Raw genomic sequence first — 26,284 nt, forward strand, 5'->3', positions numbered from 1 at the left:
TTAAGTCTGAATTGCTCAGACCTCTAGCCTTCAAACCGTTGCCAGCCGCGTGGGCCCAAATGCTCCTGAGGCTTGAAGCGGACCTTATACTGCATCTTCTGTGAGCCTTCGACCCAATAGCCAAGATAGACATGAGGCAGGCCGGCAGCGCGTGCGCGCTGAATATGGTCGAGGATCATGAATGTGCCGAGAGAACGTTCGTGCATATGGGGCGAGAAGAACGAATAGACCATCGACAGGCCATCAGCCATCACATCGGTCAAGGCGACGGCGACAAGTTCACCATCACCTTTTGCGCTGATAAAGCTATCCGGCCCACGCCTGCGATATTCGATGATCTGCGTGTTGACGTGCGTATCTTCCACCATCATCGCGTAATCGAGAACGGTCATATCGGACATGCCGCCGGAATGATGGCGGGCATCGAGATAATCGCGAAAGAGTGCGTATTGCTCGGTGCTCGGCTGCGCCTTGTGCTGGCGGCCAATCAGGTCACGATTGTGGTGCCAGACCCGACGCATGCTCCGGTTCATTTCGAACTCGCCCGTCAGGATACGGACCGAAACACATGCGCGGCACAATTCGCAAGCGGGCCGATAGGCGATGTTCTGAGAGCGGCGAAAGCCGCCTTGGGTCAGCAGATCATTGATCTCGCTGGCTTTATCGCCAACAAGATGCGTGAAAACTTTCCGCTCCAGCTGACCCTCAAGATAAGGGCAGGGCGATGGAGCCGTTAGAAAGAACTGCGGAGACTGTTGCGGTTGATGGGTCATTCAATATCCACGAAACGGCAATACCGGAACCATCACGATATATACTGAGCCTAAAGATTGAGCCGGCTGCACAAAACGTCAATAGACATTCTGCACAGCCGGCCCTGAATTTTTTTGATGCTTGGTTTATCGATCCGAACGGATCACTGCGGTTCCAAGCAAAAGATCATGTGCTGCGCGCTTGCGGTCAGTTACCAGAGTGGCAAGCAGGATCAGCGGAGTAAGTACAACATTCAGGCCCCAGAACAGAACTGAGTGCACGATTGCCAGCATCGGGTCGACCATGCCGCCCTCAAGACGTACCAGCTTGATATTCATCATCTGCATGCCCTTGGTGGCCTGCTGCGGGCCGCCTAACGTGCGCGATATGTAAAATAGCGCGACGACTGGGAACATGATGGCGTAAAGCGCCCATCCCAAAGAGAGCGTGATAATACCAAGAATAAAGATCACGATTGCGACTGGAATGCAGAGCAAAAATACAATCACGTAATCGATGAGGAAAGCCATGATGCGGCGCGTGCGTACGCCTTCAAAAAAAGCGCGGCTTTCGTAACGCGGCCCCATTATTTCGCCGTGCAGAATATGGTCGGACATTGTCCCTTCCAGTCATTAAAACGAGAAACGTACGGAAAAATAAAACCGCCCGCCGCTCCGCACTCTGCGGAACAGTTACCAAAGTGGTGAATGAAAAAGACTATTTCAAGGAAATAGCGATTTCTGGCGCTTAGCGCTCGCCCCGGAGCTTTTCAGCCACTTCCATCGCAAAATAAGTCAGGATGCCGTCACAGCCAGCGCGTTTAAACGCGAGCAAGCTTTCCATCATGACTTTTTCTTCGTCGATCCAGCCGTTTATGCCGGCAGCTTTGATCATCGAATACTCGCCCGACACCTGATAGGCATAGGTCGGCAGGCGGAAAGTGTTTTTCAGACGATGGATAATATCGAGATAAGGCATGCCGGGCTTGACCATCAGCATGTCGGCGCCTTCGGCTACATCCTGTTCAGCTTCGCGCACTGCTTCATCGGGGTTTGCAGGATCAATGTAATAGGTCTTCTTATCACCCTTAAGCAGACCGGAGGTGCCGATCGCATCACGATAAGGGCCATAGAAAGCGGAAGCGAACTTGGTCGCATAGGACATGATCGGTATGTGGTTAAAGCCATGTTCATCCAGGGCCTGACGGATCGCACCAATGCGGCCATCCATCATGTCGGAAGGAGCAATGACATCCGCACCCGCTTCAGCCTGAGCAAGCGCACCCCGAACCACCATCGCCACCGACTCATCATTTATGATTTCGCCGTTGCGTAAAATGCCATCGTGACCATGGGTCGTGAATGGATCGAGTGCAGCATCGGTGATGATGCCGATTTCCGGCACTTCCTTCTTGATCGCACGAACAGCGCGATTGATCAGATTGTCCGGGCTTGCAACAAACGAGCCGTCTTCGGTTTTCACTTCGGCCTTTTCTCGCGGGAAGGGCGCAATCGCCGGAATACCAAGCTTCGCAGCCTTCTCGGCCATGCGTACGGCCATGTCTACGGAATAGCGTTCCACACCGGGCATGGCATCAACGGGTTCGCTAACGCCGGTTCCATAGGTAAGGAAGAATGGCAGGATCAGATCGTTTACCGTCAGATGGGTTTCCTGCACCAGTCTTCGCGACCAATCGGCCTTGCGCATGCGGCGCAGGCGGCGGCCACCTGTCACGTCATCAACGTGACCTGAAATGTTGGCTGGAGAAATGTTGGATAAACGATCAGTCATGGACACGTTCCCGAGAGAAGAAAGCTTGGGAATCTAACGGTTCGGAAGCTTGTTATCAGATGTGGACGGTTTATCACGGGAAAAGCGCCTAAACCAAGCACAATGGCCTGTGCAGGATTGACGCGGGGCTTCTCACTTTCTACCCATTAAAACATTTCCAGCAAAGGTGCGTAGCGGTTTTGCGTAGGACAATGCGCAAGAAGGAATGATCAGAGTGGTTTCAACGATTCAGTCTTAACTGGAACCGCACTAATCAAACGGGAGATGATGACATGCAGATTGACTTCGGTGGTGGCAGCGAAATCGGCTTTGAGCGCAAGGGCAAGGCAGGAATCGTCACGCTGACGCGCGTATCTGCGCTCAATGCGCTCACGCATAATATGATTCTTGCGCTCGACCGCGCCCTTCAGGCCTGGGAAACAGACCCGGACGTTGCCTGCGTGATTCTTGAAGGTGAGGGTCGCGCCTTCTGTGCCGGTGGCGATGTGGTGGCAGCCTACAAAGCCGGGCAGGAGGGTACGCCCGCTTTTGATTTTTTCCGCGATGAATACCGCCTCAATGCGCGTATCGGACGTTTTCCGAAGCCCTATATTTCGTTGTTGAACGGTATTGTAATGGGCGGTGGCGCAGGCATTTCGGTGCATGGTTCGCATCGTATCGTGACTGAAAGCACGCTTTTCGCAATGCCGGAAACCGGAATTGGCTTTTTTCCGGATGTGGGTGGAAGCGCCTTCCTTCCGCATCTGCATGACAATTTTGGATATTATCTGGCGCTGACCGGAAACCGTATTCGCTGGGGGGATTGCCTGCAAAGCGGTATCGCCACCCATGCTATTGCTGTTAATGACCTTGATGATCTTCGTGATGATCTGATAGCGACGGCCGACGTTGACGCGGCATTGGCGCGTTGTCAGTATCCGGATTTTGAAACGCCTGTGGAAACTCGACAATTGATTGAGGCAAGCTTTGCACATGCAACACTTGCTGAATGTGTCGCAGCACTTGAAAAGTCAGCCGCGGGTGGCAGCAAGCCTGCGACCGATATTCTGACTGTTCTCGCAACCCGTTCTCCTACAAGTGTCGCGGTCTCGTTTCGCCAGATTGCGGATGGTCGGGCGCTTGATCTGGATGATTGTATGCGGATGGAGTATCGCATTGCATCGCGTATGCTTGAGGCACATGATTTCTACGAAGGCGTGCGGGCCGTCCTTATCGACAAGGATGGAGCTCCTGCCTGGAACCCTGCTTCAATCGAAGATGTGAAACCGGAATTGGTGAATGCGTATTTTGCAAATCTTGGCGAGAGGGAACTGAGCTTTTGATGCGTCAGGATGAACTGCACCAGCATATACAGCCCACTGGCGCTGAATGGTCTTTTGTCTGGTTCATGCGGATGATCGCCTTGGCTGCTCTGGCCAGTGGTGTTTTCTACTGGATAAAGCTGATCGGTATTCAGCCGGGACTGCTGTGGCGCTTCGATCTCATGCCATGGCAGTGGCAAACGGCATCCGTGGCACTTGCTCTTCTCATGCCGGTTGCAGCAACTGGCCTATGGATGCGCGCGCCATGGGGGGCTGTATTGTGGTTTGTTGCGGCAATTGGTGAAATCGCCATCTATTCCGTCTTTGCGCGCCACTTCGAATACAAGCCGATTACCGTTGGCTTTAATGCGGTTTGTATTCTTATCTATATCATTTTTCGCGTTGTGCTTTTCCTAGAGAAAAGACGGCTGTCACGCTTGGGACCACGCATGGGAATGGCCAGCTGAAATAACGGCCTCGTGGTCCGATTCCGACATTTGAACCCATCAATGACAAGCGTTGAGCAAATGTCGAAATCTGAATGACCACTAGCAAGTGTATGAATCCAGTGGATTTTTCGAGTTTTACTTTTGAAACAGCATGTATGTCAGTCGGGCATCAAACGTCAAATTCAACCCACTAGTAATAGAACATTAAGCCTGAAACTGCATTTCCCTTGGTAAGCTGCTGTTAAGGCTGACTTTTAATTCGAATTTTATGCATCTCGCCTAAAGTCCTCTCATGAACGGTGAGAAAATACACCGCATAAAACAGGACAAAGAGAGCGGCCTCATGAAAGGTTGCTCCGACAGAGAGGCAAAAGAAATGATCAATGCACAGCACAGAATGGATGCATCTGCTCCGCTTTTGAATCCCGAAGCCGCCCTGCGCACGCTTTATCTCGAAGCTCTGCAGCTGGTTGAGCGTCTACATCGCCGCCTGCTTGATGTCATCAAGGATGAGTTCGACCGCAATGGCCGCAGCGATATCAATGCAACGCAGGCGCTGCTCCTGTTCAATATCGGCAATTCAGAATTGACGGCGGGCGAGTTGCGTTCGCGCGGTTATTACCTGGGCTCGAACGTCTCTTATAATCTCAAAAAGCTGGTCGAGATGGGCTTTATTCATCATGAACGCTCCAGCACTGACCGTCGTTCGGTCCGTGTGAGCCTGACCGATAAGGGAAATGAGATCGCTGATCAGGTACAGGCTCTTTATCAGCGCCATATCGCTTCCATTGAGCAGGTCGGCGGTATTCAGGTGGAAGAATTTACCGCAATGAACCGTTCGCTTCAGCGTCTGGATCGTTTCTGGAACGACAGCATCGCTTACAGGCTCTAATTGCTCTCAGTATTTCCAGCCAAAGCGCGATGCTCGTTTGAAACTTAACTGGCGCTGCTTCAAAAGGTTGTTGCAGAACGGTCACAATTGGCGCGATATATGCGGTGAACTCCATGATTGCGAGCTATTTAAGCAAGTCCTGACTTGAAATCCGGGCTCCGCGACATGAATAAGCCATAAAAATCGACATAAGCGAATATATACAGCGCATTATTTAGAGCTATCTGCAGATGCGACGCATCTGAGCGCAACCGGTTAGCCTTTGGGACCAAAACAATGACCAAAACCGACAAGAATGCCGAAGCTTTCAATGTAGGTCGTCGCAGCTTTCTGCGTGGTGCAGCAACTGCCGGTCTTACCGTCGCTGCCTCCGCAATGGTTCCAGCAGCCTTTGCTCAGCAGCAGGCTTTGAATGATATTCTTGCCGCACCGCGCCGTGGCAACTGGGATGACCAGTTTGATGCCCGCGCGACAGGTGGTCAGAAAGTTGCAACCAATCAACCGGTTCTCAGCCAGCAGACGGTTGGTAATGTTCAGTCTGCGATTGCTCAGTATACCGATATTGCAGGTCGTGGAGGCTGGCCATCAGTTCCCGGTAATGCAAAATTGCAACTAGGTGTGAATGCACCGTCCGTACAGGCTTTGCGTCAGCGCCTTATCGTTTCCGGCGACCTTCCGCGTGAAGCAGGCGTTTCGGGCGCGTTCGACACCTATGTCGATGCAGCCGTGAAGCGCTTCCAATCGCGTCATGGCTTGCCAGCCGATGGCGTTATGGGTCAGTTTACCTATGCGGCGATGAATGTGGACGCCAATACGCGTCTTGGACAGCTGCAAACCAACCTTCAGCGCCTGTCAGGCATGGCTGCTGCCAGTCAGTCTGAGCAGCGCTTTGTGATGGTCAATATTCCGGCTGCCCGTATCGAGGCAGTAGAAAGCGGCAACGTCGCACAGCGCCACACCGCAGTTGTCGGTAAGATCGACCGTCAGACGCCTATTCTCGAATCCAAGATTCACGAAGTCATTCTCAATCCTTACTGGACCGCGCCGAAGTCGATCATCCAGAAGGATATTATTCCGCTGATGCGGAAAAACCCACAATATCTGGCAAACAACAAGATCCGCCTTTACAACGCGCAGGGTCAGGAAGTTCCGCCGGAAAGCGTTGACTGGAACACGGATGATGCAGTCAAGCTGATGTTCCGCCAGGATCCGGGCAAGATCAACGCGATGTCGTCGACGAAGATCAATTTCCACAATCAGCATGCGGTCTATATGCATGACACACCGCAGCAGAGCTATTTCAACAAGCTCATGCGCTTCGATTCGTCGGGTTGCGTCCGCGTACAGAATGTTCGTGACCTGGATGTCTGGCTGTTGAAGAACACTGCGGGCTGGGATCGCCAGAATATCGAAAACACCATTAAATCAGGCGTTAATACACCGATCCAGGTGGTTGATCCTGTGCCGTTGCATTTCGTCTATGTCACTGCCTGGTCAACAGGTGATGGAGTGGTGCAGTTCCGCGACGATATCTACAAGATGGATGGCGCGACCGCATTGGCGCTCGGCACCGATACCTGATCTGAATTCATGCTTTAAAAGCCGTCTGGACCCGTTCCAGACGGCTTTTTTTGTTTGTGGACATTCAAGCGCATCTCGAAAAAGCGGGAACAGCTTTTCCGTAAAAAGACATACGCAAAATTAAAAACAGAACGAGTGATTACGGCAGGTTGGCTCCTGAAACGCTCTTTGGCTACGTCATGCCGCATTTTGGAACATGCTTTTCGCTTAAGCGCCATTGGCCTTGCCAATCGAAGTGTGATAATGCGCCTCATCTCATATAGCTATGACCGGCTAAACCGGAGGGTGTGAAACATGTCGCAAGCCAATTCCGCCAAGAATGCGTTCTCGGATGCTTTCTTCAATGCAAGCCTTGAAGAAGTTGATGCCGAAATTTTCGGCGCAATTCGCAACGAACTCGGTCGCCAGCGTCATGAAATTGAGCTGATCGCTTCCGAGAACATCGTTTCACGTGCCGTTCTTGAAGCTCAGGGCTCGATTCTTACCAACAAATATGCCGAAGGCTATCCGGGCAAGCGCTACTATGGCGGCTGCCAGTATGTCGACGTCGTGGAAGAATTGGCAATCGAACGCGCCAAGAAGCTTTTTGGTGCAGAATTTGCAAACGTTCAGCCAAACTCCGGCAGCCAGATGAACCAGGCTGTGTTTCTGGCGCTCTTGCAGCCGGGCGACACATTCATGGGCCTCGACCTCAATTCCGGTGGTCACTTGACGCACGGTTCGCCAGTCAACATGTCGGGCAAGTGGTTCAACGTTGTTTCCTATGGCGTGCGCGAAGATGATCATCTTCTCGATATGGATGAAGTTGCCCGCCTTGCACGCGAAAACAAGCCAAAGCTGATTCTTGCTGGTGGTACTGCCTATTCCCGTATCTGGGACTGGAAGCGCTTCCGTGAAATCGCTGATGAAGTTGGCGCATATCTGATGGTCGACATGGCCCACATCGCGGGTCTGGTTGCCGGTGGCGTACACCCGTCGCCAATTCCACATGCCCATGTTTGCACTACGACGACCCATAAGTCGCTTCGCGGCCCACGTGGTGGTATGATCCTCACCAACGACGCTGATCTTGCTAAAAAGTTTAATTCGGCTGTTTTCCCGGGTCTGCAGGGCGGACCTCTGATGCATGTCATCGCTGGTAAGGCGGTTGCCTTTGCCGAAGCGCTGAAGCCAGAATTCAAGATCTATGCCAAGAATGTTGTCGATAATGCCCGTACACTTTCAGACGAACTGAAGTCACATGGCCTCGATATCGTTTCCGGTGGTACTGACAATCACCTGATGCTGGTTGATCTGCGTCCAAAAAATGCCACCGGCAAGCGTGCTGAATCTGCTCTTGGCCGTGCGAACATCACCTGCAACAAGAACGGCATTCCGTTTGACCCTGAAAAGCCATTCGTAACATCGGGCGTTCGTCTTGGTACACCAGCCGGTACGACCCGTGGTTTTGGCGCCGCCGAATTCAAGGAAATCGGTTCGCTGATCGCGGAAGTTCTGGATGGTCTCAAGGTTGCCAATTCCGACGAAGGCAATTCAGCGGTAGAGCAGGCCGTCAAGAACAAGGTCGTTTCGCTGACTGACCGCTTCCCTATGTATGATTATCAGGGATAATCATTCACAAATTGCTGAAGCCCCGCTCAACCTTGTTGAGCGGGGCTTTTTCGTTTCTGTGACGATTATGCAGCTTTGTGGGGATGCGCTATGATCGGCAGGAATCAGTCTGTCTACAGCATCGGCCCAAAAGTCGGATTTGGTTTTTGGAAAGCACGATGCGTAGATCCAATAGTTTAGAGCGTCCTTTGTGCGCCCAAGAGGGTGCACGGCGCTCTGATGCATGTCTCAGGCCCAAGTACGCAGCCGTTTTGCGATTGCGACATGTGTAATAGTAAGTTGAAAGAGTGCCATGCGTTGTCCTTATTGCCAATTTGAAGACACTCAAGTGAAAGATTCCCGACCGGCGGAAGACGGTGCGGTTATTCGCAGGCGTCGCGTCTGTTCGGTTTGTGGTGGGCGATTTACGACCTTTGAACGCGTGCAGCTGCGTGATCTGATGGTCGTCAAAAAAAGCGGTCGCCGTGTTCCTTTTGATCGCAACAAGCTTACCCGCTCCATTGATGTGGCTTTGCGCAAGCGTGATGTGGATATTGAACGCATCGAACGCGCTATTTCCGGTATCGTGCGGCAGCTTGAGAGTTCTGGCGAGGCGGAAGTGACGTCGGATGAAATTGGCCGGCTGGCGATGGACGCGCTTAAGGGCGTCGACGATATTGCCTATATCCGCTTTGCTTCGGTTTATCGTAACTTCAGCAAGGCCGTTGATTTCCACAATGTGATTGATGAACTGACAACGATCGAGAATGAACGCGATCCGGACGCATAATATGAGCCGCTTAGAATTCCCGCATGCCAAAGTGACATCCGATGACCTCCGTTTCATGGACGCGACTATTCGCTATGCGCGCCGCAACAAAGGCCTGACGGGAACTAATCCTTCGGTTGGTACTATTATCGTCAAGGACGGCATTATTGTCGGGCGCGGTGTAACTGCGGTTGGCGGGCGACCTCATGCGGAGCCGCAAGCGCTGGCGGATGCTGGTGAAGCCGCACGCGGAGCAACTGCTTACGTGTCGCTTGAACCATGTGCCCATCACGGTCGCACACCACCTTGTGCGGAAGCATTGGTGCGTGCTGGTGTTGCACGTGTATTCGTTGCTGCGACTGATCCTGATGAGCGAGTGAGCGGAAAAGGCTTTGCCATATTGCGTGAAGCAGGCATCGAAGTCGTGCCAGGCATACTTTCCGATAAGGCTGCGGACGATCTCGCCGGCTATCTGAATCGATCTTCTAAAAAACGCCCGGAAGTGATTCTGAAACTTGCACTTTCTGCCGATGGGATGATCGGTAAAAAGGGGCAGGGACAGGTCGCAATTACCGGTCCAATGTCGCGTGCGCAATCGCACATCTTACGTTCACAGACTGATGTGATCCTGATTGGTATTGATACGGCTCTCGCTGATGACCCAGTTCTGAATTGCCGCTTACCCGGGCTCGAACAGCGTTCGCCCGTGCGCATCGTGCTCGATAGCGCATTGCGGCTTCCGCTCTCATCGAAGCTGGTCAAGACGGCGGAAGTGCAGCCGTTGTGGATTGCCTGCGGGGAAGATGCGCCTCCTGAGCGGCGCTACGAAATGCAGGCGGCCGGTTGCCGTATTGTTGCGACGGAAAGTCATGATGGGCGGATTGCTCTGCCGGAGCTGATGGACGATCTCGCAGCACAGGGTATTTCCTCTGTGCTTGTTGAGGGTGGAGCAGGGATCGCAAAAAGCTTTCTGGAAGAAAAGCTCGTAGATCGGATTGTTCTTTTCCGTTCCCCGGTTGAAATAGGTTCAACAAACGGGGTTGCTGTCACGGATCTGCAATCCCATATCGCTAGTGAATTCGTAATTTTGCGCGAGGCGCACTACGGCAACGATGCTTATGCGGAATATGTAAGGAAGAGTTGATGTTTACAGGTATTGTCACCGACATTGGCAAAGTGGATCGTATCAAGCCGCTCAATGAAGGTGTGCTGTTGCGTATCGAAACCGCTTACGATCCAGAAACCATAGAGCTTGGTGCATCGATTTCTTGTTCCGGTGTCTGTCTCACGGTGGTCGCTCTGCCAGAAAAAGGAACAAATGCCCGTTGGTTTGAAGTTGAAGCATGGGAAGAAGCCCTTCGCCTGACCACCATTTCAAAATGGGAAAGCGGCACGCGGATTAATCTTGAACGCTCGCTCAAGCTTGGCGACGAAATGGGTGGGCATCTGGTGTCTGGCCATGTCGACGGGCAGGCGGAAATCGTTGAGCGTAAGGATGAGGGCGATGCAGTTCGTTTCACCTTGCGTGCACCCGAAGAGCTTGCGCCCTTTATCGCTCAGAAGGGTTCCGTAGCGCTTGATGGCACATCACTGACGGTCAACGGTGTGAATGGAAGTGAATTCGATGTTCTGCTCATTCGCCACTCGCTGGAAGTGACAACCTGGGGTGATCGCAAAGCGGGTGACAAGATCAATATTGAGATCGATCAGCTTGCACGTTACGCGGCAAGGCTTGCGCAATATCAGAAATAAGCTTAGAGCCTAAGAACCCTAAGCTATTTTCTGAATTTAGCGTTGACCGCAGGTTTGCGGTCCGCGATTTCTGTCATGGAGTTTCTCATGTCCCAGCACGAGGCGCATGCGCCGCACCTGCTCATTGTCGAAGCGCGTTTTTACGAGGATTTGTCCGATGCGCTTCTCGATGGCGCGAAGGCAGCTCTCGATGCGGCTGGCGCAACTTATGATGTTGTGACAGTTCCCGGCGCGCTTGAAGTGCCTGCGACTATTTCTTTTGCTCTTGATGGTGCCGAAAATGGCGGTACCGAGTATGATGGCTATGTAGCACTCGGCACGGTCATCCGGGGTGAAACCTATCATTTCGATATTGTTGCCAACGAATCCTGCCGCGCCCTGACCGATCTTGCGGTTGAGGAAGGCCTCGCAATCGGCAATGGTATCCTTACTGTAGAAAACGACGAGCAGGCATGGGTGCGTGCGCGTCGTGAAGACAAGGACAAGGGCGGCTTTGCTGCCCGCGCAGCCCTGACCATGATTGATCTGCGTAAGAAATTCGGAGCCTGAGACGATGACTTCTTCTTCTGAAGGCCGTTCCGCACCGAACGCGCCCCGATCTGCAAATAAGCGTGGCGTTGCCCGTTTGGCCGCCGTACAGGCGCTTTATCAGATGGATGTTGCCGGTACGGGCGTTATGGAAGTCGTTGCCGAGTACGAAGCCCATCGTCTCGGCAAGGAAGTGGACGGCATGCAATATCTCGATGCCGATCCGCAATGGTTCCGCGGTATTGTTGCCGGTGTTGTCGATAATCAGCTTACGCTGGATCCGCTGATCCATCATGCACTGACCGAAGACTGGCCGCTTTCGCGTCTCGATTCGACGTTGCGCGCTATCCTGCGTGCCGGTGCATGGGAATTGAAGACCCGCAAAGATGTGCCGACTGCAGTGATTGTTTCGGAATATGTGGATATTGCGAAGGCTTTCTACACGGAAGACGAGCCTAAACTGGTCAATGCTGTGCTTGATCGTCTTGCTTTTGAGCTCCGCGGTGAAAGCCGTGGTACTAAGCCACGCGGCAAGTAATTATCAACAGATCACTAGAACTGAAAAAGGCTGCGAGAAATCGCAGCCTTTTTGGTTTGTTGGTATCAGAGCGCCGATCTGATTTTATTAGAGCTTTCAGCGCTCTAAACTACGGCTTGACCTTTGCAGACAGCTTCCGCATGTTGAGCCTGCGGCATTGAGAATGCTGAAATGCAGAAACGTCTGCCAATTATTTGATTTCAGGCAGATGTTTCGAGAACTACAAACAAATAAGAACTAGCCGCTGAAGCCCGGTTAATAGTCGGTTTCAGGCACTTCCATGCCGCCAGTCCTGGCCCGGAGAGGGGTTTTCGGGTCTTTTATGCGCCGATGTGTGCAGGTAATCGCAACTCTACTGTGAGCGATCTGCTTGTGGCTGGCGCGAGCTCAATGGGAGTTGGCCTAAATGGGAATTGGAGTTCTTCTTCTCGTCATTGCCTGCGGTGTCGTTTCCGTTCTTTTTGCCGCATGGGCGATCCGCTCAGTGCTTGCGGCCGATCAGGGCACGCCGCGTATGCAGGAAATCGCCGGCGCTATCCGTGAAGGCGCGTCCGCTTACCTCACACGACAATATTCCACGATCGCCCTAGTTGGCGTCGTCGTCTTTCTGGCAGTCTGGTATCTGCTGTCGATTACCGCCGGTATCGGCTTTCTCATAGGGGCTATTCTCTCCGGGTTGACCGGATTTATCGGTATGCATGTTTCTGTCCGTGCAAACGTACGGACCGCGCAGGCCGCTTCTTTGAGCCTTGCAGGCGGACTGGAACTGGCTTTTAAGTCCGGTGCTATTACCGGCATGCTTGTCGCCGGTCTCGCGCTGCTCGGTGTGTCTGTCTATTATTTCATTCTGACCGTCTGGATGGGCTATATGCCGTCCGATCGTACGGTGATTGACGCGCTTGTGGCGCTCGGGTTTGGTGCTTCACTGATTTCGATCTTCGCACGACTGGGCGGCGGTATCTTCACCAAAGGTGCCGATGTCGGCGGCGATCTGGTCGGCAAGGTTGAAGCTGGCATTCCCGAAGATGATCCGCGCAATCCCGCAACTATTGCCGATAATGTGGGAGACAATGTTGGCGACTGTGCAGGCATGGCAGCAGATTTGTTTGAAACCTACGCGGTTACTGTTGTTGCGACAATGGTGCTGGCTGCGATCTTCTTCAACGGGTCTGATGTGCTTTCCAGCGTGATGCTCTATCCGCTGGCAATCTGCGGCGCGTGTGTGCTGACCTCGATTGCAGGCACATTCTTTGTGAAGCTTGGCGTCAATGGCTCGATCATGGGCGCCCTTTACAAAGGCCTCATCGCAACAGGGCTTCTGTCCATCGTGGGCTTGGCAGTTGCCAACACGCTGACAATTGGTTGGGGTGAAATCGGCATCGTTGCAGGAATGTCGATTACAGGCACCAATCTCTTTATCTGCGGCATCATCGGACTGATCGTCACAGGCCTGATCGTGGTGATTACCGAATATTATACCGGCACCAACAAACGCCCGGTCAATTCCATCGCACAGGCTTCAGTTACCGGCCATGGCACAAACGTCATTCAGGGATTGGCTGTTTCGCTTGAATCGACCGCTCTGCCTGCAATTGTCATTGTGGGTGGCATTATCGGCACCTACCAGCTGGCAGGCTTGTTCGGCACTGCAATCGCCGTGACGGCCATGCTGGGCATTGCCGGTATGATTGTTGCGCTCGACGCTTTTGGCCCAGTAACCGACAATGCTGGTGGCATTGCGGAAATGGCCGGTCTCGACCCGGAAGTCCGCAAATCAACCGATGCACTCGATGCGGTTGGTAATACGACCAAGGCCGTTACCAAGGGCTATGCAATTGGTTCGGCGGGGTTGGGTGCTCTGGTGCTGTTTGCCGCATACTCCAATGATCTGGCATACTTTGCTGCAAACGGACAAACATACCCGTATTTTGCTGATATGGGGCCAGTGTCGTTTGAACTATCCAACCCGTATGTCGTGGCTGGTTTGATCTTCGGCGGACTCATTCCATATCTGTTTGGCGGTATGGCGATGACGGCAGTTGGCCGGGCAGGGAGTGCCGTGGTGCAGGAGGTGCGACGCCAGTTCCGTGAAAAGCCCGGAATCATGACGGGTGAAGAACGTCCGGACTATGCGCGGGCGGTCGATCTTCTGACCAAGGCGGCAATCCGTGAAATGATTATTCCGTCACTTCTGCCGGTTCTGGCCCCGCTCGTGGTCTATTTCGGTGTGCTGCTGATTTCAGGTTCAAAAGCTGCGGCTTTTGCGGCACTTGGTGCGTCGCTCCTGGGTGTCATCATCAACGGACTGTTCGTGGCCATATCCATGACTTCCGGTGGTGGTGCGTGGGATAATGCCAAGAAAAGCTTCGAAGACGGCTTTACCGATGCTGATGGTGTCAAGCATATGAAGGGGTCAGAAGCGCACAAAGCTTCTGTAACCGGCGATACGGTGGGCGATCCTTACAAGGATACGGCAGGCCCAGCGGTCAATCCGGCCATCAAGATAACCAACATCGTGGCGCTCTTGTTGCTGGCAGTGCTGGCCCATATGGCCTGACGCAAGTCACTGTAATAAAAAAGCCCCGGAATTTTCCGGGGCTTTTTTGAATCTGGTGACAGATCAGTTGTTTGCGCCGCCTGCAGCACCTGGCAACGATGTCGGAGCCTTGCCAACACCCTGAATGATCTGACCGATAAAGGTCTGGTCCTTGCCGCCGGTTGGAGTCGTGCGCGACACGAAATCGAACAGCTTGCCATCCTGGAGGCCGTAATTGGCGATATTCTGAACCTTGCCGTCCTTGTCGAAGTAAATCGCAAGAATGTGTCGGTCGACAATCTTCGGCTTCATGAACTGTGCCGCACGGTAGCGCTTCTGCGAAATGTAATAAAACACTTCATTGTCAAACGTCGCCGTGGTCGACGGCGTACCGAGCGCGAGAAGCACCTGTTCACGGCTGGAGCCAACCGGAACCGAATCAAGTGCCTCCTGATCGAGCACATAACCCTCTGTAAGCGTTTCCGACGGGTTTAGCGTGGATGCAGTGTTGCATCCGACGAGAGCCGCCGAAAAGAGAATTGCTGTGCCTGCGAGAAGGGCACGCTGTTTGCGTGCGCTTAGGAAAATTCGCTGCAACAAAGACCTCTCCATACATTCTATATCAGCGCGGCACTTTCGCCGTCGGGAGAACTTCGGTAAACCACCTTGCTTCTGGATGCAACAAGTACGGTCGTACGGGAATGATTCTTCGACTTTTTCGCCGCAAATCAAAAGCTAATGAGACAGTTGTGCTTCGCGTTTACGAGATGATCGTGGCGGCGGCGCGGCAAAAGCGTTTTTATGCACAATTTCAAGTGCCTGATACGCCTTTAGGTCGTTATGAGATGCTTTCGGTTCATATTTTTCTGTCCCTTCATCGCATGAAGGGTGAAAATTCGGTGCTGATGCCGCTTGCGCAGGACATCGCAGACGAATTTTTCAAGGATGTAGATCATTCATTGCGAGAATTGGGAATCGGTGATCAAGGCGTTCCCAAGCGCATGAAGAAGCTTGCGCGGATGTTTTACGGGCGTGTCAGCTCGTATGGAACTGCGCTGGACGCCGATGACAAAAATGGGTTGGCAATCGCTTTGACGCGAAATATCCGGCCTGATCTCGAATTCTGGCCGCATGCTCACTATCTGAGTGAATATGTATTTGCGTGCCGTGATCGGTTGGCAAAAACTGAAGACAGTGCTTTGGCAGCGGGCGACATATCCTTTATGGATGCGGACGAAATGATGTTTACGCCCATTGATAGTACAAAAAAGGCAAATGAGAATGACTGACAAATCGGCGCTGACCTATCCCGTTCCGGTTCTTCACCTGCCCCAGAAGGGCTTGACAGTGAAGATCGGGACCAATGACAGGGAGAAAGCAGCATTGGCAGCCGAACATGGTCTTCGGGCTGTGAATTCGTTTGATGCTGAGTTTCTTCTAACCCAGTGGAAAAAGAACGGCATTCGCCTGCGTGGCACCATCAATGCAGAAATCGTGCAGTCTTGCGTTGTGACGCTGGAGCCGATCAATGCGACCATCGCTGAGGAAGTGGACACGATTTTCGTGCCGGAAAATTCTCGCCTTGCTAAAATCCAGCTCGATGAAAGCGGCGAATTGCTGCTGGATGCTGAAGGTGCAGATATTCCAGAGACGTTTGTGGGCGATAAAATTGATATTGGTGCTGTTGCCGAAGAGTTTTTTGAACTGGCACTTGATCCATATCCACGCAAGCCGGGCCTGCCGGCGGATGCCGAACCCGCTGTTTTCGGTGATGTGGAAGAGGAAGAGAAGCCTGATTCGCCTTTTGCCAAGCTTTCAGAATGGCAGAATAAGCCGTGATTTAACTGATGCTTGAGAGAATCTGGTTGTGCACGACCGGAAAAACACTATTTTCGCGGAAAACCCCTCTGCTTTCAGACAGGCAGGATTGGGGAAAGGGATCGCACAGGAATAATTAATAGTGATAAAAATTTCGATTGACGCCATGGGCGGTGATTTTGGCCCAGAAGTGGTCATCCCCGGCGCGGCGAAGGCACTTGAACGCCATCCTGACATCCGGTTCATCTTTTTCGGGCTGGCCGGTCAGGTTGAGCCTGTATTGGCGCGTTATCCCAAACTGCAGGCCGCATCCGAGTTCCGCGCCAGTCAAGTCGCCGTTAAAATGGATGATAAGCCAAGTCAGGCACTTCGCTCTGGTCGTGGTAAATCTTCCATGTGGCAAGCGATTGAAGCCGTAAAGACCGGCGATGCTGATGTCTGTGTTTCAGCCGGAAATACCGGCGCGCTGATGGCTATGTCAAAATTCTGCCTGCGCATGCTCTCTGATGTCGAGCGCCCGGCCATAGCTGCCATCTGGCCGACTTTGCGCGGCGAAAGCGTTGTCCTGGACGTGGGTGCGACCATCGGTGCCGATGCACGTCAGCTGGTGGATTATGCTGTGATGGGTGCCGGAATGGCGCGCGCGCTTTTCGAGATACGCAAGCCGACGGTTGGTCTCCTCAATGTTGGAACAGAAGAGGTCAAAGGCCTCGACGAGATCAAGGAAGCCGCACAAATTCTGCGCGATACCCCGCTCGAGGGATTGCAATATACCGGTTTTGTTGAAGGCAACGATATCGGAAAAGGTACCGTCGATGTGGTCGTGACGGAAGGCTTTACGGGGAATGTTTCCCTGAAAACTGCCGAAGGCACGGCACGACAGATGGCAACACTCCTCCGTCAGGCGATGACACGCACATGGCTTGCGAAGATCGGATATATTTTTGCAAAGGGCGCATTTGACCGCGTTCGCGAAAAGATGGACCCGAACAAAGTGAATGGTGGCGTGTTGCTCGGCATGAGCGGCGTTGTGATCAAAAGCCATGGCGGTGCCACCGCTGAAGGTTTCTGCTCGGCAGTCGAAGTTGGCTATGACATGGTGCGCAATAAGCTTCTTGAAAAGATTGAAGCCGATCTGGCTCATTTCCACCACAGTCATCCGCATGCTGCGTCCAGTGACGGCAGCGAAGCAGCTAAGTGATAATTAGCCCTTTAAACCGGGTATGAATGTTCACCGACAGACGTGCGCCCGGTGTGGTCAGGGTAGAGCAGTTTCAGAAAAAGCGGGAATCGGTTTTTCATCCGAAACTGCGATAAAACAAAAGTATAGAGTGGCTCTTCCGGTTCAGGAAAAATAGAAGCCGCTCGAGGACAGGAAAAAAGATGATAAGATCTGTCGTAAGAGGTATTGGTTCGGCGCTGCCTAAGCGGATCATGAAGAATGCCGATTTTGAAGGCGTGATTGAAACCTCCGACGAATGGATCGTTCAGCGCACCGGCATTCGCCAGCGTCACATCGCAGATGAAACCGAAACGACGGTATCGCTCGGTGCGGCAGCAGCGCGTGCGGCTCTTGAAAATGCTGGTCTGCAAGCTTCCGATATCGATTTGGTTCTCGTGGCGACATCGACGCCAAATCACACATTTCCAGCAAGTGCTGTCGAAATTCAGCGCGAGCTGGGCATCACTACTGGCTTCGCGTTCGATCTGCAGGCAGTTTGCAGCGGCTTCATCTATGCCGTGACCACTGCAGATCTTTATATTCGCGGTGGTATGGCTCAGCGTGTGCTAGTTATTGGCGCGGAAACCTTCTCACGCATTCTCGACTGGAATGACCGCACGACCTGCGTACTGTTCGGTGATGGTGCGGGCGCATTTGTTCTTGAATCGGCCGAGGGCAAGGGCCTGACGTCTGATCGCGGTATCCTCACTGCGAACCTTCGTTCTGATGGCAATCACAAGGAAAAGCTTTATGTGGACGGCGGCCCGTCGACCACACAAACGGTCGGTCATCTGCGCATGGAAGGCCGTGAAGTCTTCAAACATGCTGTGGGCATGATTACAGATGTGATTGAAGCGTCCTTTGCTGAAACCGGCCTGACTGCTGATGATATTGACTGGTTTGTGCCGCATCAGGCCAACAAGCGTATTATCGACGCTTCGGCTAAAAAGCTGAGTATTGCTGAGGAAAAGGTGGTTATCACCGTGGATAAGCACGGGAATACCTCTGCAGCCTCCGTTCCGCTGGCGCTCGCAACAGCAGTTGCTGACGGTCGCATCAAGAAGGGCGACCTCGTTCTTTTGGAGGCTATGGGCGGCGGATTTACCTGGGGCGCGGTATTGTTGCGCTGGTAATTAGAAAATTGATAGGCCGCGAGGGAACTCGCGGCTTGACCGGACCGCGTTTATTTGTGTAACCTCCTGTCACTTAAGGATATTATCTGTTCAAACGCTAACCAGGTAGGTTCGGTTATGGGAGGTAAGACGGTCACACGCGCTGATCTGGCAGAGGCTGTTTACCGCAAGGTAGGCCTGTCCAGAACAGAATCGGCGGCTCTGGTCGAGATGATCCTCGACGAAGTCTGTGACGCTATCGTAAACGGTGAAACCGTGAAATTGTCGTCATTCGCGACATTTCAGGTCCGTGACAAGAATGAGCGCATCGGCCGCAACCCGAAGACCGGTGAGGAAGTGCCAATTCTTCCTCGTCGCGTCATGACGTTCAAAGCGTCTAATGTTCTCAAACAACGTATCCTTCAGGAACACCAGAAGCGCGGAACGAAAACCGCCAAGTCGTAGTTTTTAAAGCGTGTCCCGCAAGTCTGTAATGCTTTCGGATAAGATGCGCGTTAAAGCCGACAATGGAGCGACGATCTGATTCCGTCAGGTCAAAATGCTCTTGAGATGGATAGACGGGTTTAATTTCTTTGTTCTTTACTGCGTCGCCCCTTTGGGGGCGAAGTATTTTGCTTGCTTATATATCCAGTGACATCAGTAGCCTGAAATCTGTGCTTCTTCCTGTTATATATGAAGGGGTGCTTATAAAGTTCTGATATTATATAATCTACGGACAGAGCGAGTCGGTTCCCTAATATAACAACCCGAAAAGTAGGGGCTTTTCGTTCTATATTTATATGTTAAACGCCGTTCGATTATCATGATATTATGGCCGGCATAAAATGATGTGCCGATTGCCATTTGAACTATCTGGGCTGGCAGGACTCGCTGCACGGCGAGGCCAAACCACTGGAAAGGGCAAGCAGATGGACAAAAGCCCTGATGCATTCAGGACTATTAGCGAAGTAGCAGAAGATCTAGATCTTCCGCAGCATGTGCTGCGCTTCTGGGAAACGCGCTTTACCCAGATCAAACCGATGAAGCGAGGCGGCGGTCGTCGCTATTATCGCCCACTCGATGTGGAATTGCTCAAGGGCATTCGCCATCTGCTTTACGATCAGGGCTACACCATCAAAGGTGTTCAGCGTTTGCTCCGTGAAAACAATGCGCAATTCATCATTGCGCTTGGCAATGGCGATGTGCAGGCTATCGACGCTATAACACGTCAAAAGCAGGCCGCTGCTGAAAAGCAGGCGATGGAAAACGCTGCCGATAATGATATGGCGCTACCAAGCGGCATCAAGGCACCGCAACCCGCACGCAAGCTGTTTGGCTTGTTGAAGGGTGAGGAAGACGGTCCGATTGGAGCCGACGGGAAACGCCCGTCTAAGGATAATCGTTCGCTTCTGCAGGAGGCGCTTTTCGACTTGCTTGAATGCAAGCGCCTGCTGGATCAGGTTCGCTGATAAATCAGTCCGCACTTGGTGAGTGGTATAATGAAAAAGGGAGGCAATGCCTCCCTTTCTTTGTTTTGGCTTAAGTTGACGATAGTTTCAGGCCGATGATGCCAGCAAGAATGAGCGATACGCTCGCAACGCGGAAGAATGTAGCTGCTTCGCCCAGAATGAATATTCCGACGACAAATGCGCCAACAGCACCGATGCCGGTCCAGATTGCATAGGCCGTACCCAAGGGCAGGGTACGCATTGCAATGGAAAGCAGAGCGAAGCTGCCGATCATCGTTACAATCGTGATAACGCTGGGCGTCAAAAGCGAAAAGCCTTCCGACTTTTTCATGAAGTAGGCCCAGATAATTTCGAGGCCACCGGCGAGTGCAAGATAAATCCATGCCATTTTAATGCTCCTTGGATATGGGCCGTCCCATTTTTCAAGAGAACGAAAGGTCGTCCTTTCGTTGATATCGTAAATTTTGAACGCATCCCGGAACGGGTGAAACAGTTTTTGGAATGCACGTTAAACCAGGATATTAGAGCGCCGATCTGATCGAAATGCGCTCTAGTGAGAAGGATGCAGGGCGTCATTAAGATACATGCAGCTCAGCATGGTAAAAACATATGCCTGAATAATTGCCATCAGCAATTCAAGTGCTGTCAATGCAACCGTCATGGCGAGAGGCAAGATGGCGGACATCAACCCCAGCGAACCCAGGCCACCCAGTCCAACGACAAATCCCGCAAAGACCTTCAGCGTGATGTGGCCGGCGAGCATGACGGCAAACAGACGCACCGAATGGCTGATCGGGCGGGAAATGTAAGACATGAGTTCGATGGGAACGATAATCGGTGCGAGCATGACCGGAACGCCTGCAGGCATGAACAACCGGAAGAACTTGAAGCCGTGGCGCAGCAGCCCGTAAATAGTGACCGTCAGGAATACGAGCATTGCCAGTGCGAACGTGACGATGATGTGGCTTGTCACGGTGAAGGCATAAGGAAACATGCCGATGAGGTTCGCTACAAGAATGAACATGAAAAGCGAGAACACGAGTGGGAAGAATTTCATCCCGTGCTCGCCTGCATTCTCACGCACTGTCCTGGATACAAACTCGTAAAGCATCTCGGCTGATGACTGCCAGCGATCTGGTACGACTTTACTGCGCCGGGAGGCGATGAATAGAAAGCCTGCGGCAACTGTCACAGTCAGCAGCATGTAAAGTGATGAATTCGTAAAGCCAATTTGCTGGCCGCCGACTGTGCCGAGCTCGACAATGGGTCGGATTGCAAATTGTTCTATAGGTCCGGCCATGGAGCACCCCTCCAAATGGGGCCGTCCCCTATGCGAACACAGGCGCAGGTCGTCCCGCGCAACCCTCAAATAGAGAATTTTTTTGCGAGCTGCAAGTCAGCGAACAAGCCAATGCTTACGAAAAGTTAATTGTTTCGTTCTGGATCGCGAGGCGTTTTACGTTATTCTTAATTACCGCAACCAACTCTGGAGACAGATCGATGGCTATTTCACGGCGAAATTTTATTGTTGCAGCTTCGGCTGTGAGTGGCGGAGTGGCGTTATCGCCATTTGAAATTTCGCCAGCCGCCGCGCAAACGCCTCCATCTAAGGTGGAAAATGCTGGTTTTCACAAGTTTCAGTTTGGCGACTTCGAAATAACCACGCTTTCTGATGGGCGCCGGGCGGGTGAAGCGCCTGAAAAGACCTATGGGATTAATCAGGACCCAAAAGATGTTGCAGCCTTGCTGGAAGAAAACCTGCTGCCGCCGGATCGTTTCGTAAATAGCTTCACCCCGGTTCTTATTAATACAGGCAAAGAACTGGTTCTGTTCGATACCGGTATGGGGGCAGGCGCTCGTGAAGCCGGGCAGGGTAAACTGATCAGCGCGCTGGAGGCTGCAGGCTACAAAGCGGATGATGTTTCGCTTGTGGTTCTCAGTCATTTCCACCCTGATCACATCGGCGGCTTGATGGAAAACGGTGCGCCAGCCTTTGCAAATGCGCGCTATGCAGCAGGACAGAAAGAGTTTGATTTCTGGACCGATCCGGCTCGGCTTGAAAGCCCTGCGAAGACTGCTGCGCAAATGGTAGAAAGAAATGTGAAGCCACTCGCAGAAAAGACCACCTTTATTGATGATGGCGAAGAAGTCGTTTCGGGAATTCATGCGATTGGTGCTTTTGGACACACGCCGGGGCATCTGGCATTCAGGGTGGAATCGGATGGTAAATCGCTGATGCTGATTTCCGATACGGCCAATCACTCGGTTATCACCTTGCAGCGTCCCGATTGGCACGTTTCATTTGATATAGACAAGGAAATGGCAGTCGAGACCCGTAAGCGTATCTTCGATATGATTGCTACCGATAGGCTACCATTCATCGGCTATCACATGCCATTTCCGTCGCTTGCATATCTGCAGCGCGATGGCCAGGGCTACCGCTACGTTCCGGAAACCTACCAGCTTCGTAACACGTAGTTTGTGAAGCTTTGTATGGGTGGGGCGCTTGAATGGCGCAGGGATGAATTGCACACTATCGCTGCACTCTTTAGAGCAGTGATAGTGTAGGCGGAGCAAATTTGCTGAGTACGATAAACAGCCAGCTACGATTGCATTGTAGCTGGCTTAGATGGTTCGTCATTTAACTTCATTAAAGAAGTGGCGATTGCCCGAAATTGATTAGTGTTTAAGAGCTGGGAGAGTGTAGGACCAACCACACTGAACTCCGAGATTTGTTGCTTCCTTACATGCGCCAGCGTCGCCCCTTCCACAACTCACAACAAGGCTTGTAAAAGCAAGAAAATCACCCTCGCCACATGTCTCTGCACTCCATGCGTAACTCGTCATCGAAAGTGATAGAAGTGGCAATATCATCAAATATTTATTCATAATATATACTTTCTCTAAGTAAAAATGTTTAATTACCATCGCTCGAAATATTTCAATATTATCTATAAATTATTGATAATTATTAGGGAGAGCTGGCTCTGGACATTTGAAAAGCCAAGATAAGTGAAAGTTCTTCCTTTGATTTGCTGGATCGACAAATTGAACTTGGAATACCTGCTTACGCGGGGTCGGATGTCGCCGTGAATTTTGAAGGGAGAAAACTACAAATCGGGCGGTTGAACATTTCCAGCTTGATACAAAAGACGGGGATCGAGGCGATCTGCCGTCACCCAAATACCCTGAAGCCAGTTAGCTCCCGGGCATAATGTCGATCCCTATCTCCATGGTAAACTGAAACGGGGGGCTGATATCAGCCGTGTGCTTGCCAGCGTGGTATCAAATCAGTTTGAACCTGCAGAACCAGCTGCTTTTCAGGTGGCGGATAGCGGAGCAAATGACTGACTGGAACGAAAAATTCCAATAGAAAATTTTCGTTCAGAATTCTCTTAATTTACTCATCTGTGTTCATTTTGTTCTCGAACTCGATTTTTAGGGCTTGCGGAAAAAGCCTTTATATTCTAGGGCTTTCTGCGGCTCGGAGCGTAGCGCAGCCCGGTAGCGCACTTGACTGGGGGTCAAGGGGTCGTGGGTTCGAATCCCGCCGCTCCGACCAATTTCCCCAATAATTATAACGTATTGACGACGTTGTTCAGTTTGTTTGAATGGTGTTTCTTGTCGCTGCTGTATAGCTGGGGCTGTGGCCTTCGGTACTATCGTTGCGTCAATCGCAACCACCGGCCTGGTGTCATGCCAAAGGCGGATTTGAAATGCCTTGTGAAATGGCTTTGATCCGCGAAACCGCATGAGACAGCGATGTCAGCCAGACTTTCATTGCTGCCGGTCAACATGCGTCGGCCTTTTTCCAGTCTGCGCATAATCAGATATCTATGGGGACTTGTCCCGTGAATGGCTCTGAAATGGCGCGATATTGTGTATCTGTCGAGACCTGAAGCGTTCTCAAGATCGACCGATGATACTGTGCTATCGATATTCTCCATAAGATATTCGCGAATATTCAGGATCGCTTCACGCGCAATAGTTTTAGGATGGGTAATCTCTCCATCCGCATGCTTCCATAAATTGGAGTGCAGACGGGTTATGATGTCATCGAGTAGCAATTCATCAGGTTCATCATTCAGATCAATAAGAACCTCGACCAATAATTGATGGATCGACTTGTCAGATAATATCGGTTCTTTGACAAAAGGCAGAACGCGCGTTCGATTTGACGCCTCCAGCAATAACTCTGGAGGAAAGTAGAACATCCTGTAATGCAGCATATTTTCTGAGCCAGCTGCACCGTCATGAACTTCATCAGGGTGAATGACGATCGTGTTTCCAGGAATGCTAAAGTGAGATGCGCCCCGGTAACGAAATGTCTGCACGCCAGCGAGCGTGATTCCGAGCGCATAAGTGTCGTGGCGGTGAGGGGAAAACCCAACGCCGTGGAACCTCGCATCAATGCGATCAATGCCCCGTTCTGTCGGAGCATGCAGAATTCGCTCAGATTTGCACAAACGTTCAATACCCAGAATATTGCTGTCCCTATTATCTCGTTCGTCACGAAAATAACGGGATCATTTTTGCATGTTCGATACCAAGTTTACAATTGTTCTGCGGGATAATTTAGCGCCCTGGCAGGAATTGAATATTACAGCTTTCCTGGCTAGCGGGATTGTAAGTCAACACCCTGATATCATCGGCGAGCGCTATCGGGATGGATCCGGTAACATCTATAACGCTTTGTCCATTCAGCCAGTCGTCATCATGTCTGCAGATGCAGCTCTTTTGCGTAAGATACATATGAAATCACTGGAAAGAGAAATTACAACATCCTTGTATGTCGAAGAGATGTTCTCTACGGGCCACGACGTAGCGAATAGAGATGTATTTTCAAAATTTACACCGGAATCCGCAAATGTTGTGGGCATAGCTATTCGCGCAGAAAAGAAAATCGTTGATAAATTAGTAAAGGGCGCGAAGCTTCATACGTAGATATTTCTTATACTCAATACTTACTTCTGAACGATGTGCAAAGTTGAATGGTTAGCAATTAATCATGTGATTTTTCACATCGTTGAGTTATTGCAAACTGTGAGACTGCGCTGAAATGTGCACGAATTTGAAGTTAAAAAAAACCCCGACTGCAAGCCGGGGCAATTTTAACCTAATGCATATCATCAAGAACACGTACGGGGGTGATGCGTGAACTCAAGATTTAGTGAATTTTAGTAAAACAAATAGCCGATTCTAATAATACCGAATAATAAATGCTTAGACTTGTAGTACTGCGCGATTAAATCTTATTTGCAATTGTTGAACAACCGCACATGTTCGCTCACAATAATGTAGGCGATATGAAATTGAAGGGATTTTCATTAGAAGATATACTGTTGCTTTCCAGTAATAATTTGACCTTTTGGTATAATTTAAAACCGCTTATAATGCCTCGAATTACATAGGTATCAGGTCGGTTAAAGCGTTGTTTACACAATCTTTTCCGCGCTGTTGTTATCAGAGACGCTTGATGTTTAAGGCCGATGGGAATGGGTTTGATTATTGATTTTGTAAAATACGTATCAATCGTAGTGATTGGTCTTTTGCCTATTATGAACCCCTTGACGACAATTCCATTATATATGTCGTTGACCAAGCGCATGAGTGCAGACAACAAACGCGTTCAGGCACGCAAAGCGTGCATATATGCGTTCTCGATTCTCACTGTTTTCTTACTGCTTGGAAACGGCATCATTTCACTTTTCAGCATATCTATGCCGGGTATTCGTGTGGCTGGTGGACTGATCATCATGATCCTGGCATTGCGGATGATTTTCTCCGGCGAGGATTCGTCATCGGAAGTCGATGCAGCGCCTGCAGATATCAAAAAAGCTGAACTGGACTATTCCTTCTCGCCGCTGGCGATGCCAAGCCTCGCTGGCCCGGGCTCCATAGCCGTGGTCATGAGTTTTGCGTCACAGATACCAACCGAACATACCATCGCCGGACATGCGGTTGTTATATTGGGTATCGCTATTACGATTGGTGTGGCCTATCTCGCTCTCTCATCCGCATCGCTCATAGAAAAAGTGCTCGGCGAACATGGTATGCAGGCCGTGACAAAGATCATGGGCTTCCTGTTGACTTGCGTGGCGGTGCAATTTCTTGCCTCAGGCATCCGCGATTTTTATATCGAATTCAGTAAGATCAGCTAAACCAGTTTCCACTTTTCGGGAT

General features: G+C 51.4%; 27 protein-coding genes and 1 tRNA gene. 21 read left to right on the top strand and 7 right to left on the bottom strand.

Annotated elements, in window-relative coordinates; all coding sequences use genetic code 11:
• Positions 1 to 23: 23 nt before the first annotated feature.
• From CEV32_RS09760 to hemB, 3 genes are all read right to left on the bottom strand, one after another.
• Positions 24 to 773 (bottom strand): arginyltransferase, encoded by a 750-nt coding sequence (locus CEV32_RS09760; RefSeq protein WP_094576674.1) that lies wholly within the window; start codon positions 771 to 773, stop codon positions 24 to 26.
• 126 nt (positions 774 to 899) lie between these two features.
• Positions 900 to 1,370 (bottom strand): RDD family protein, encoded by a 471-nt coding sequence (locus tag CEV32_RS09765; protein ID WP_094576676.1) that lies wholly within the window; start codon positions 1,368 to 1,370, stop codon positions 900 to 902.
• Between the two features lie 130 nt (positions 1,371 to 1,500).
• Positions 1,501 to 2,544, bottom strand: coding sequence for a porphobilinogen synthase (gene hemB / locus CEV32_RS09770; protein WP_094576678.1), 1,044 nt, complete (start codon positions 2,542 to 2,544; stop codon positions 1,501 to 1,503).
• Positions 2,545 to 2,816: 272 nt separating this feature from the next.
• Between hemB and CEV32_RS09775 the strand changes: the two genes are divergently transcribed.
• The 11 genes from CEV32_RS09775 (at position 2,817) to CEV32_RS09825 (ending at position 14,501) form a co-directional block, all read left to right on the top strand.
• Complete coding sequence (locus tag CEV32_RS09775) at positions 2,817 to 3,866, top strand: enoyl-CoA hydratase/isomerase family protein (RefSeq protein ID WP_094576680.1); 1,050 nt, start codon at positions 2,817 to 2,819, stop codon at positions 3,864 to 3,866.
• Positions 3,866 to 4,312, top strand: a complete 447-nt coding sequence (locus tag CEV32_RS09780; protein ID WP_094576682.1) for a DUF6163 family protein — start codon at positions 3,866 to 3,868, stop codon at positions 4,310 to 4,312. Before CEV32_RS09775 ends, CEV32_RS09780 begins: the two co-directional genes overlap by 1 nt.
• A gap of 358 nt (positions 4,313 to 4,670) precedes the next feature.
• Complete coding sequence (ldtR, locus tag CEV32_RS09785; protein ID WP_024897416.1) at positions 4,671 to 5,186, top strand: transcriptional regulator LdtR; 516 nt, start codon at positions 4,671 to 4,673, stop codon at positions 5,184 to 5,186.
• 276 nt (positions 5,187 to 5,462) lie between these two features.
• Positions 5,463 to 6,767, top strand: a complete 1,305-nt coding sequence (locus CEV32_RS09790) for a L,D-transpeptidase family protein (RefSeq protein WP_094576684.1) — start codon at positions 5,463 to 5,465, stop codon at positions 6,765 to 6,767.
• Positions 6,768 to 7,061: 294 nt separating this feature from the next.
• Entirely contained in the window at positions 7,062 to 8,378 is a 1,317-nt protein-coding gene (gene glyA / locus CEV32_RS09795; protein ID WP_094576686.1) for a serine hydroxymethyltransferase, read from the top strand.
• Positions 8,379 to 8,670: 292 nt separating this feature from the next.
• Positions 8,671 to 9,147 (top strand): transcriptional regulator NrdR, encoded by a 477-nt coding sequence (gene nrdR, locus CEV32_RS09800; protein ID WP_094576688.1) that lies wholly within the window; start codon positions 8,671 to 8,673, stop codon positions 9,145 to 9,147.
• Between the two features lies 1 nt (position 9,148).
• Positions 9,149 to 10,270, top strand: a complete 1,122-nt coding sequence (ribD, locus tag CEV32_RS09805) for a bifunctional diaminohydroxyphosphoribosylaminopyrimidine deaminase/5-amino-6-(5-phosphoribosylamino)uracil reductase RibD (RefSeq protein WP_094576690.1) — start codon at positions 9,149 to 9,151, stop codon at positions 10,268 to 10,270.
• Positions 10,270 to 10,878 (top strand): riboflavin synthase, encoded by a 609-nt coding sequence (locus tag CEV32_RS09810; protein WP_094576692.1) that lies wholly within the window; start codon positions 10,270 to 10,272, stop codon positions 10,876 to 10,878. The genes ribD and CEV32_RS09810 overlap by 1 nt, the downstream gene beginning before the upstream one ends.
• A gap of 87 nt (positions 10,879 to 10,965) precedes the next feature.
• Positions 10,966 to 11,427 carry a 6,7-dimethyl-8-ribityllumazine synthase gene (locus CEV32_RS09815; RefSeq protein WP_094576694.1) on the top strand — a complete coding sequence of 154 codons (462 nt, stop codon included), beginning with the start codon at positions 10,966 to 10,968 and terminating at the stop codon, positions 11,425 to 11,427.
• Positions 11,428 to 11,431: 4 nt separating this feature from the next.
• The gene (gene nusB / locus CEV32_RS09820) at positions 11,432 to 11,944 is read left to right on the top strand and encodes a transcription antitermination factor NusB (RefSeq protein ID WP_024897423.1); all 513 of its coding nucleotides are present in this window, start codon (positions 11,432 to 11,434) and stop codon (positions 11,942 to 11,944) included.
• 406 nt (positions 11,945 to 12,350) lie between these two features.
• On the top strand, positions 12,351 to 14,501 hold the full coding sequence (locus tag CEV32_RS09825) for a sodium-translocating pyrophosphatase (RefSeq protein WP_094576696.1): 2,151 nt from the start codon (positions 12,351 to 12,353) through the stop codon (positions 14,499 to 14,501).
• Between the two features lie 63 nt (positions 14,502 to 14,564).
• Here CEV32_RS09825 and CEV32_RS09830 read toward each other — a convergent pair whose 3' ends face one another.
• Positions 14,565 to 15,080, bottom strand: coding sequence for an outer membrane protein assembly factor BamE (locus CEV32_RS09830; protein WP_094576698.1), 516 nt, complete (start codon positions 15,078 to 15,080; stop codon positions 14,565 to 14,567).
• 101 nt (positions 15,081 to 15,181) lie between these two features.
• On the opposite strand from CEV32_RS09830, the gene CEV32_RS09835 reads away from it, so the two are divergent.
• The 6 genes from CEV32_RS09835 (at position 15,182) to CEV32_RS09860 (ending at position 20,101) form a co-directional block, all read left to right on the top strand.
• Positions 15,182 to 15,769 (top strand): ubiquinol-cytochrome C chaperone family protein, encoded by a 588-nt coding sequence (locus tag CEV32_RS09835; protein ID WP_094576700.1) that lies wholly within the window; start codon positions 15,182 to 15,184, stop codon positions 15,767 to 15,769.
• The gene (locus tag CEV32_RS09840; protein WP_094576702.1) at positions 15,762 to 16,319 is read left to right on the top strand and encodes a YceD family protein; all 558 of its coding nucleotides are present in this window, start codon (positions 15,762 to 15,764) and stop codon (positions 16,317 to 16,319) included. The genes CEV32_RS09835 and CEV32_RS09840 overlap by 8 nt, the downstream gene beginning before the upstream one ends.
• A 121-nt stretch (positions 16,320 to 16,440) precedes the next feature.
• A complete protein-coding gene (gene plsX / locus CEV32_RS09845; RefSeq protein WP_094576704.1) occupies positions 16,441 to 17,499 on the top strand; it encodes a phosphate acyltransferase PlsX in 1,059 nt (352 codons plus the stop codon).
• A gap of 182 nt (positions 17,500 to 17,681) precedes the next feature.
• Positions 17,682 to 18,653, top strand: coding sequence for a beta-ketoacyl-ACP synthase III (locus tag CEV32_RS09850; protein ID WP_094576706.1), 972 nt, complete (start codon positions 17,682 to 17,684; stop codon positions 18,651 to 18,653).
• Positions 18,654 to 18,770: 117 nt separating this feature from the next.
• The gene (locus tag CEV32_RS09855; protein WP_094576711.1) at positions 18,771 to 19,097 is read left to right on the top strand and encodes an integration host factor subunit alpha; all 327 of its coding nucleotides are present in this window, start codon (positions 18,771 to 18,773) and stop codon (positions 19,095 to 19,097) included.
• Between the two features lie 464 nt (positions 19,098 to 19,561).
• Positions 19,562 to 20,101 (top strand): MerR family transcriptional regulator, encoded by a 540-nt coding sequence (locus tag CEV32_RS09860; protein WP_094576715.1) that lies wholly within the window; start codon positions 19,562 to 19,564, stop codon positions 20,099 to 20,101.
• 70 nt (positions 20,102 to 20,171) lie between these two features.
• Here the strand turns inward: CEV32_RS09860 and sugE are convergent, their stop codons facing one another.
• Both sugE and CEV32_RS09870 read right to left on the bottom strand, forming a co-directional pair.
• Positions 20,172 to 20,489 carry a quaternary ammonium compound efflux SMR transporter SugE gene (gene sugE, locus CEV32_RS09865; RefSeq protein WP_094576718.1) on the bottom strand — a complete coding sequence of 106 codons (318 nt, stop codon included), beginning with the start codon at positions 20,487 to 20,489 and terminating at the stop codon, positions 20,172 to 20,174.
• Between the two features lie 162 nt (positions 20,490 to 20,651).
• Positions 20,652 to 21,401: a F0F1 ATP synthase subunit A gene (locus CEV32_RS09870; RefSeq protein ID WP_094576721.1), complete on the bottom strand. Its 750-nt coding sequence runs from the start codon at positions 21,399 to 21,401 to the stop codon at positions 20,652 to 20,654.
• A gap of 200 nt (positions 21,402 to 21,601) precedes the next feature.
• Here CEV32_RS09870 and CEV32_RS09875 point away from each other — a divergent pair, with 200 nt between their 5' ends.
• Positions 21,602 to 22,579, top strand: a complete 978-nt coding sequence (locus tag CEV32_RS09875; protein WP_094576724.1) for an MBL fold metallo-hydrolase — start codon at positions 21,602 to 21,604, stop codon at positions 22,577 to 22,579.
• A 1,007-nt stretch (positions 22,580 to 23,586) separates the two neighbouring features.
• Positions 23,587 to 23,663: transfer RNA gene (locus CEV32_RS09880), tRNA-Pro, on the top strand.
• A gap of 97 nt (positions 23,664 to 23,760) precedes the next feature.
• Here the strand turns inward: CEV32_RS09880 and CEV32_RS09885 are convergent.
• Positions 23,761 to 24,567: an AraC family transcriptional regulator gene (locus CEV32_RS09885; protein WP_235818786.1), complete on the bottom strand. Its 807-nt coding sequence runs from the start codon at positions 24,565 to 24,567 to the stop codon at positions 23,761 to 23,763.
• Positions 24,568 to 24,637: 70 nt separating this feature from the next.
• On the opposite strand from CEV32_RS09885, the gene CEV32_RS09890 reads away from it, so the two are divergent.
• Positions 24,638 to 25,045, top strand: coding sequence for a DUF2000 family protein (locus CEV32_RS09890; protein WP_094576727.1), 408 nt, complete (start codon positions 24,638 to 24,640; stop codon positions 25,043 to 25,045).
• Positions 25,046 to 25,596: 551 nt separating this feature from the next.
• The gene (locus CEV32_RS09895) at positions 25,597 to 26,262 is read left to right on the top strand and encodes a MarC family NAAT transporter (RefSeq protein ID WP_094576730.1); all 666 of its coding nucleotides are present in this window, start codon (positions 25,597 to 25,599) and stop codon (positions 26,260 to 26,262) included.
• Positions 26,263 to 26,284: the final 22 nt, after the last annotated feature.

This window comes from Brucella rhizosphaerae, from assembly GCF_002252475.1.
Classification (GTDB): domain Bacteria; phylum Pseudomonadota; class Alphaproteobacteria; order Rhizobiales; family Rhizobiaceae; genus Brucella; species Brucella rhizosphaerae.

Excerpts from the sequence above, each read along its gene's own strand:
- CEV32_RS09850 (WP_094576706.1), top strand. The coding sequence starts at position 17,682 with ATGATAAGATCTGTCGTAAGAGGTATTGGTTCGGCGCTGCCTAAGCGG.
- CEV32_RS09890 (WP_094576727.1), top strand. The coding sequence starts at position 24,638 with ATGTTCGATACCAAGTTTACAATTGTTCTGCGGGATAATTTAGCGCCC.
- CEV32_RS09870 (WP_094576721.1), bottom strand. The coding sequence starts at position 21,401 with ATGGCCGGACCTATAGAACAATTTGCAATCCGACCCATTGTCGAGCTC.
- CEV32_RS09790 (WP_094576684.1), top strand. The coding sequence starts at position 5,463 with ATGACCAAAACCGACAAGAATGCCGAAGCTTTCAATGTAGGTCGTCGC.
- CEV32_RS09760 (WP_094576674.1), bottom strand. The coding sequence starts at position 773 with ATGACCCATCAACCGCAACAGTCTCCGCAGTTCTTTCTAACGGCTCCA.
- nrdR (WP_094576688.1), top strand. The coding sequence starts at position 8,671 with ATGCGTTGTCCTTATTGCCAATTTGAAGACACTCAAGTGAAAGATTCC.
- CEV32_RS09780 (WP_094576682.1), top strand. The coding sequence starts at position 3,866 with ATGCGTCAGGATGAACTGCACCAGCATATACAGCCCACTGGCGCTGAA.
- ribD (WP_094576690.1), top strand. The coding sequence starts at position 9,149 with ATGAGCCGCTTAGAATTCCCGCATGCCAAAGTGACATCCGATGACCTC.
- sugE (WP_094576718.1), bottom strand. The coding sequence starts at position 20,489 with ATGGCATGGATTTATCTTGCACTCGCCGGTGGCCTCGAAATTATCTGG.
- CEV32_RS09840 (WP_094576702.1), top strand. The coding sequence starts at position 15,762 with ATGACTGACAAATCGGCGCTGACCTATCCCGTTCCGGTTCTTCACCTG.
- hemB (WP_094576678.1), bottom strand. The coding sequence starts at position 2,544 with ATGACTGATCGTTTATCCAACATTTCTCCAGCCAACATTTCAGGTCAC.
- CEV32_RS09855 (WP_094576711.1), top strand. The coding sequence starts at position 18,771 with ATGGGAGGTAAGACGGTCACACGCGCTGATCTGGCAGAGGCTGTTTAC.
- CEV32_RS09765 (WP_094576676.1), bottom strand. The coding sequence starts at position 1,370 with ATGTCCGACCATATTCTGCACGGCGAAATAATGGGGCCGCGTTACGAA.
- glyA (WP_094576686.1), top strand. The coding sequence starts at position 7,062 with ATGTCGCAAGCCAATTCCGCCAAGAATGCGTTCTCGGATGCTTTCTTC.
- CEV32_RS09775 (WP_094576680.1), top strand. The coding sequence starts at position 2,817 with ATGCAGATTGACTTCGGTGGTGGCAGCGAAATCGGCTTTGAGCGCAAG.
- CEV32_RS09835 (WP_094576700.1), top strand. The coding sequence starts at position 15,182 with ATGATTCTTCGACTTTTTCGCCGCAAATCAAAAGCTAATGAGACAGTT.
- ldtR (WP_024897416.1), top strand. The coding sequence starts at position 4,671 with ATGATCAATGCACAGCACAGAATGGATGCATCTGCTCCGCTTTTGAAT.
- CEV32_RS09895 (WP_094576730.1), top strand. The coding sequence starts at position 25,597 with ATGGGTTTGATTATTGATTTTGTAAAATACGTATCAATCGTAGTGATT.
- CEV32_RS09825 (WP_094576696.1), top strand. The coding sequence starts at position 12,351 with ATGGGAATTGGAGTTCTTCTTCTCGTCATTGCCTGCGGTGTCGTTTCC.
- nusB (WP_024897423.1), top strand. The coding sequence starts at position 11,432 with ATGACTTCTTCTTCTGAAGGCCGTTCCGCACCGAACGCGCCCCGATCT.
- CEV32_RS09815 (WP_094576694.1), top strand. The coding sequence starts at position 10,966 with ATGTCCCAGCACGAGGCGCATGCGCCGCACCTGCTCATTGTCGAAGCG.
- CEV32_RS09875 (WP_094576724.1), top strand. The coding sequence starts at position 21,602 with ATGGCTATTTCACGGCGAAATTTTATTGTTGCAGCTTCGGCTGTGAGT.
- CEV32_RS09810 (WP_094576692.1), top strand. The coding sequence starts at position 10,270 with ATGTTTACAGGTATTGTCACCGACATTGGCAAAGTGGATCGTATCAAG.
- CEV32_RS09860 (WP_094576715.1), top strand. The coding sequence starts at position 19,562 with ATGGACAAAAGCCCTGATGCATTCAGGACTATTAGCGAAGTAGCAGAA.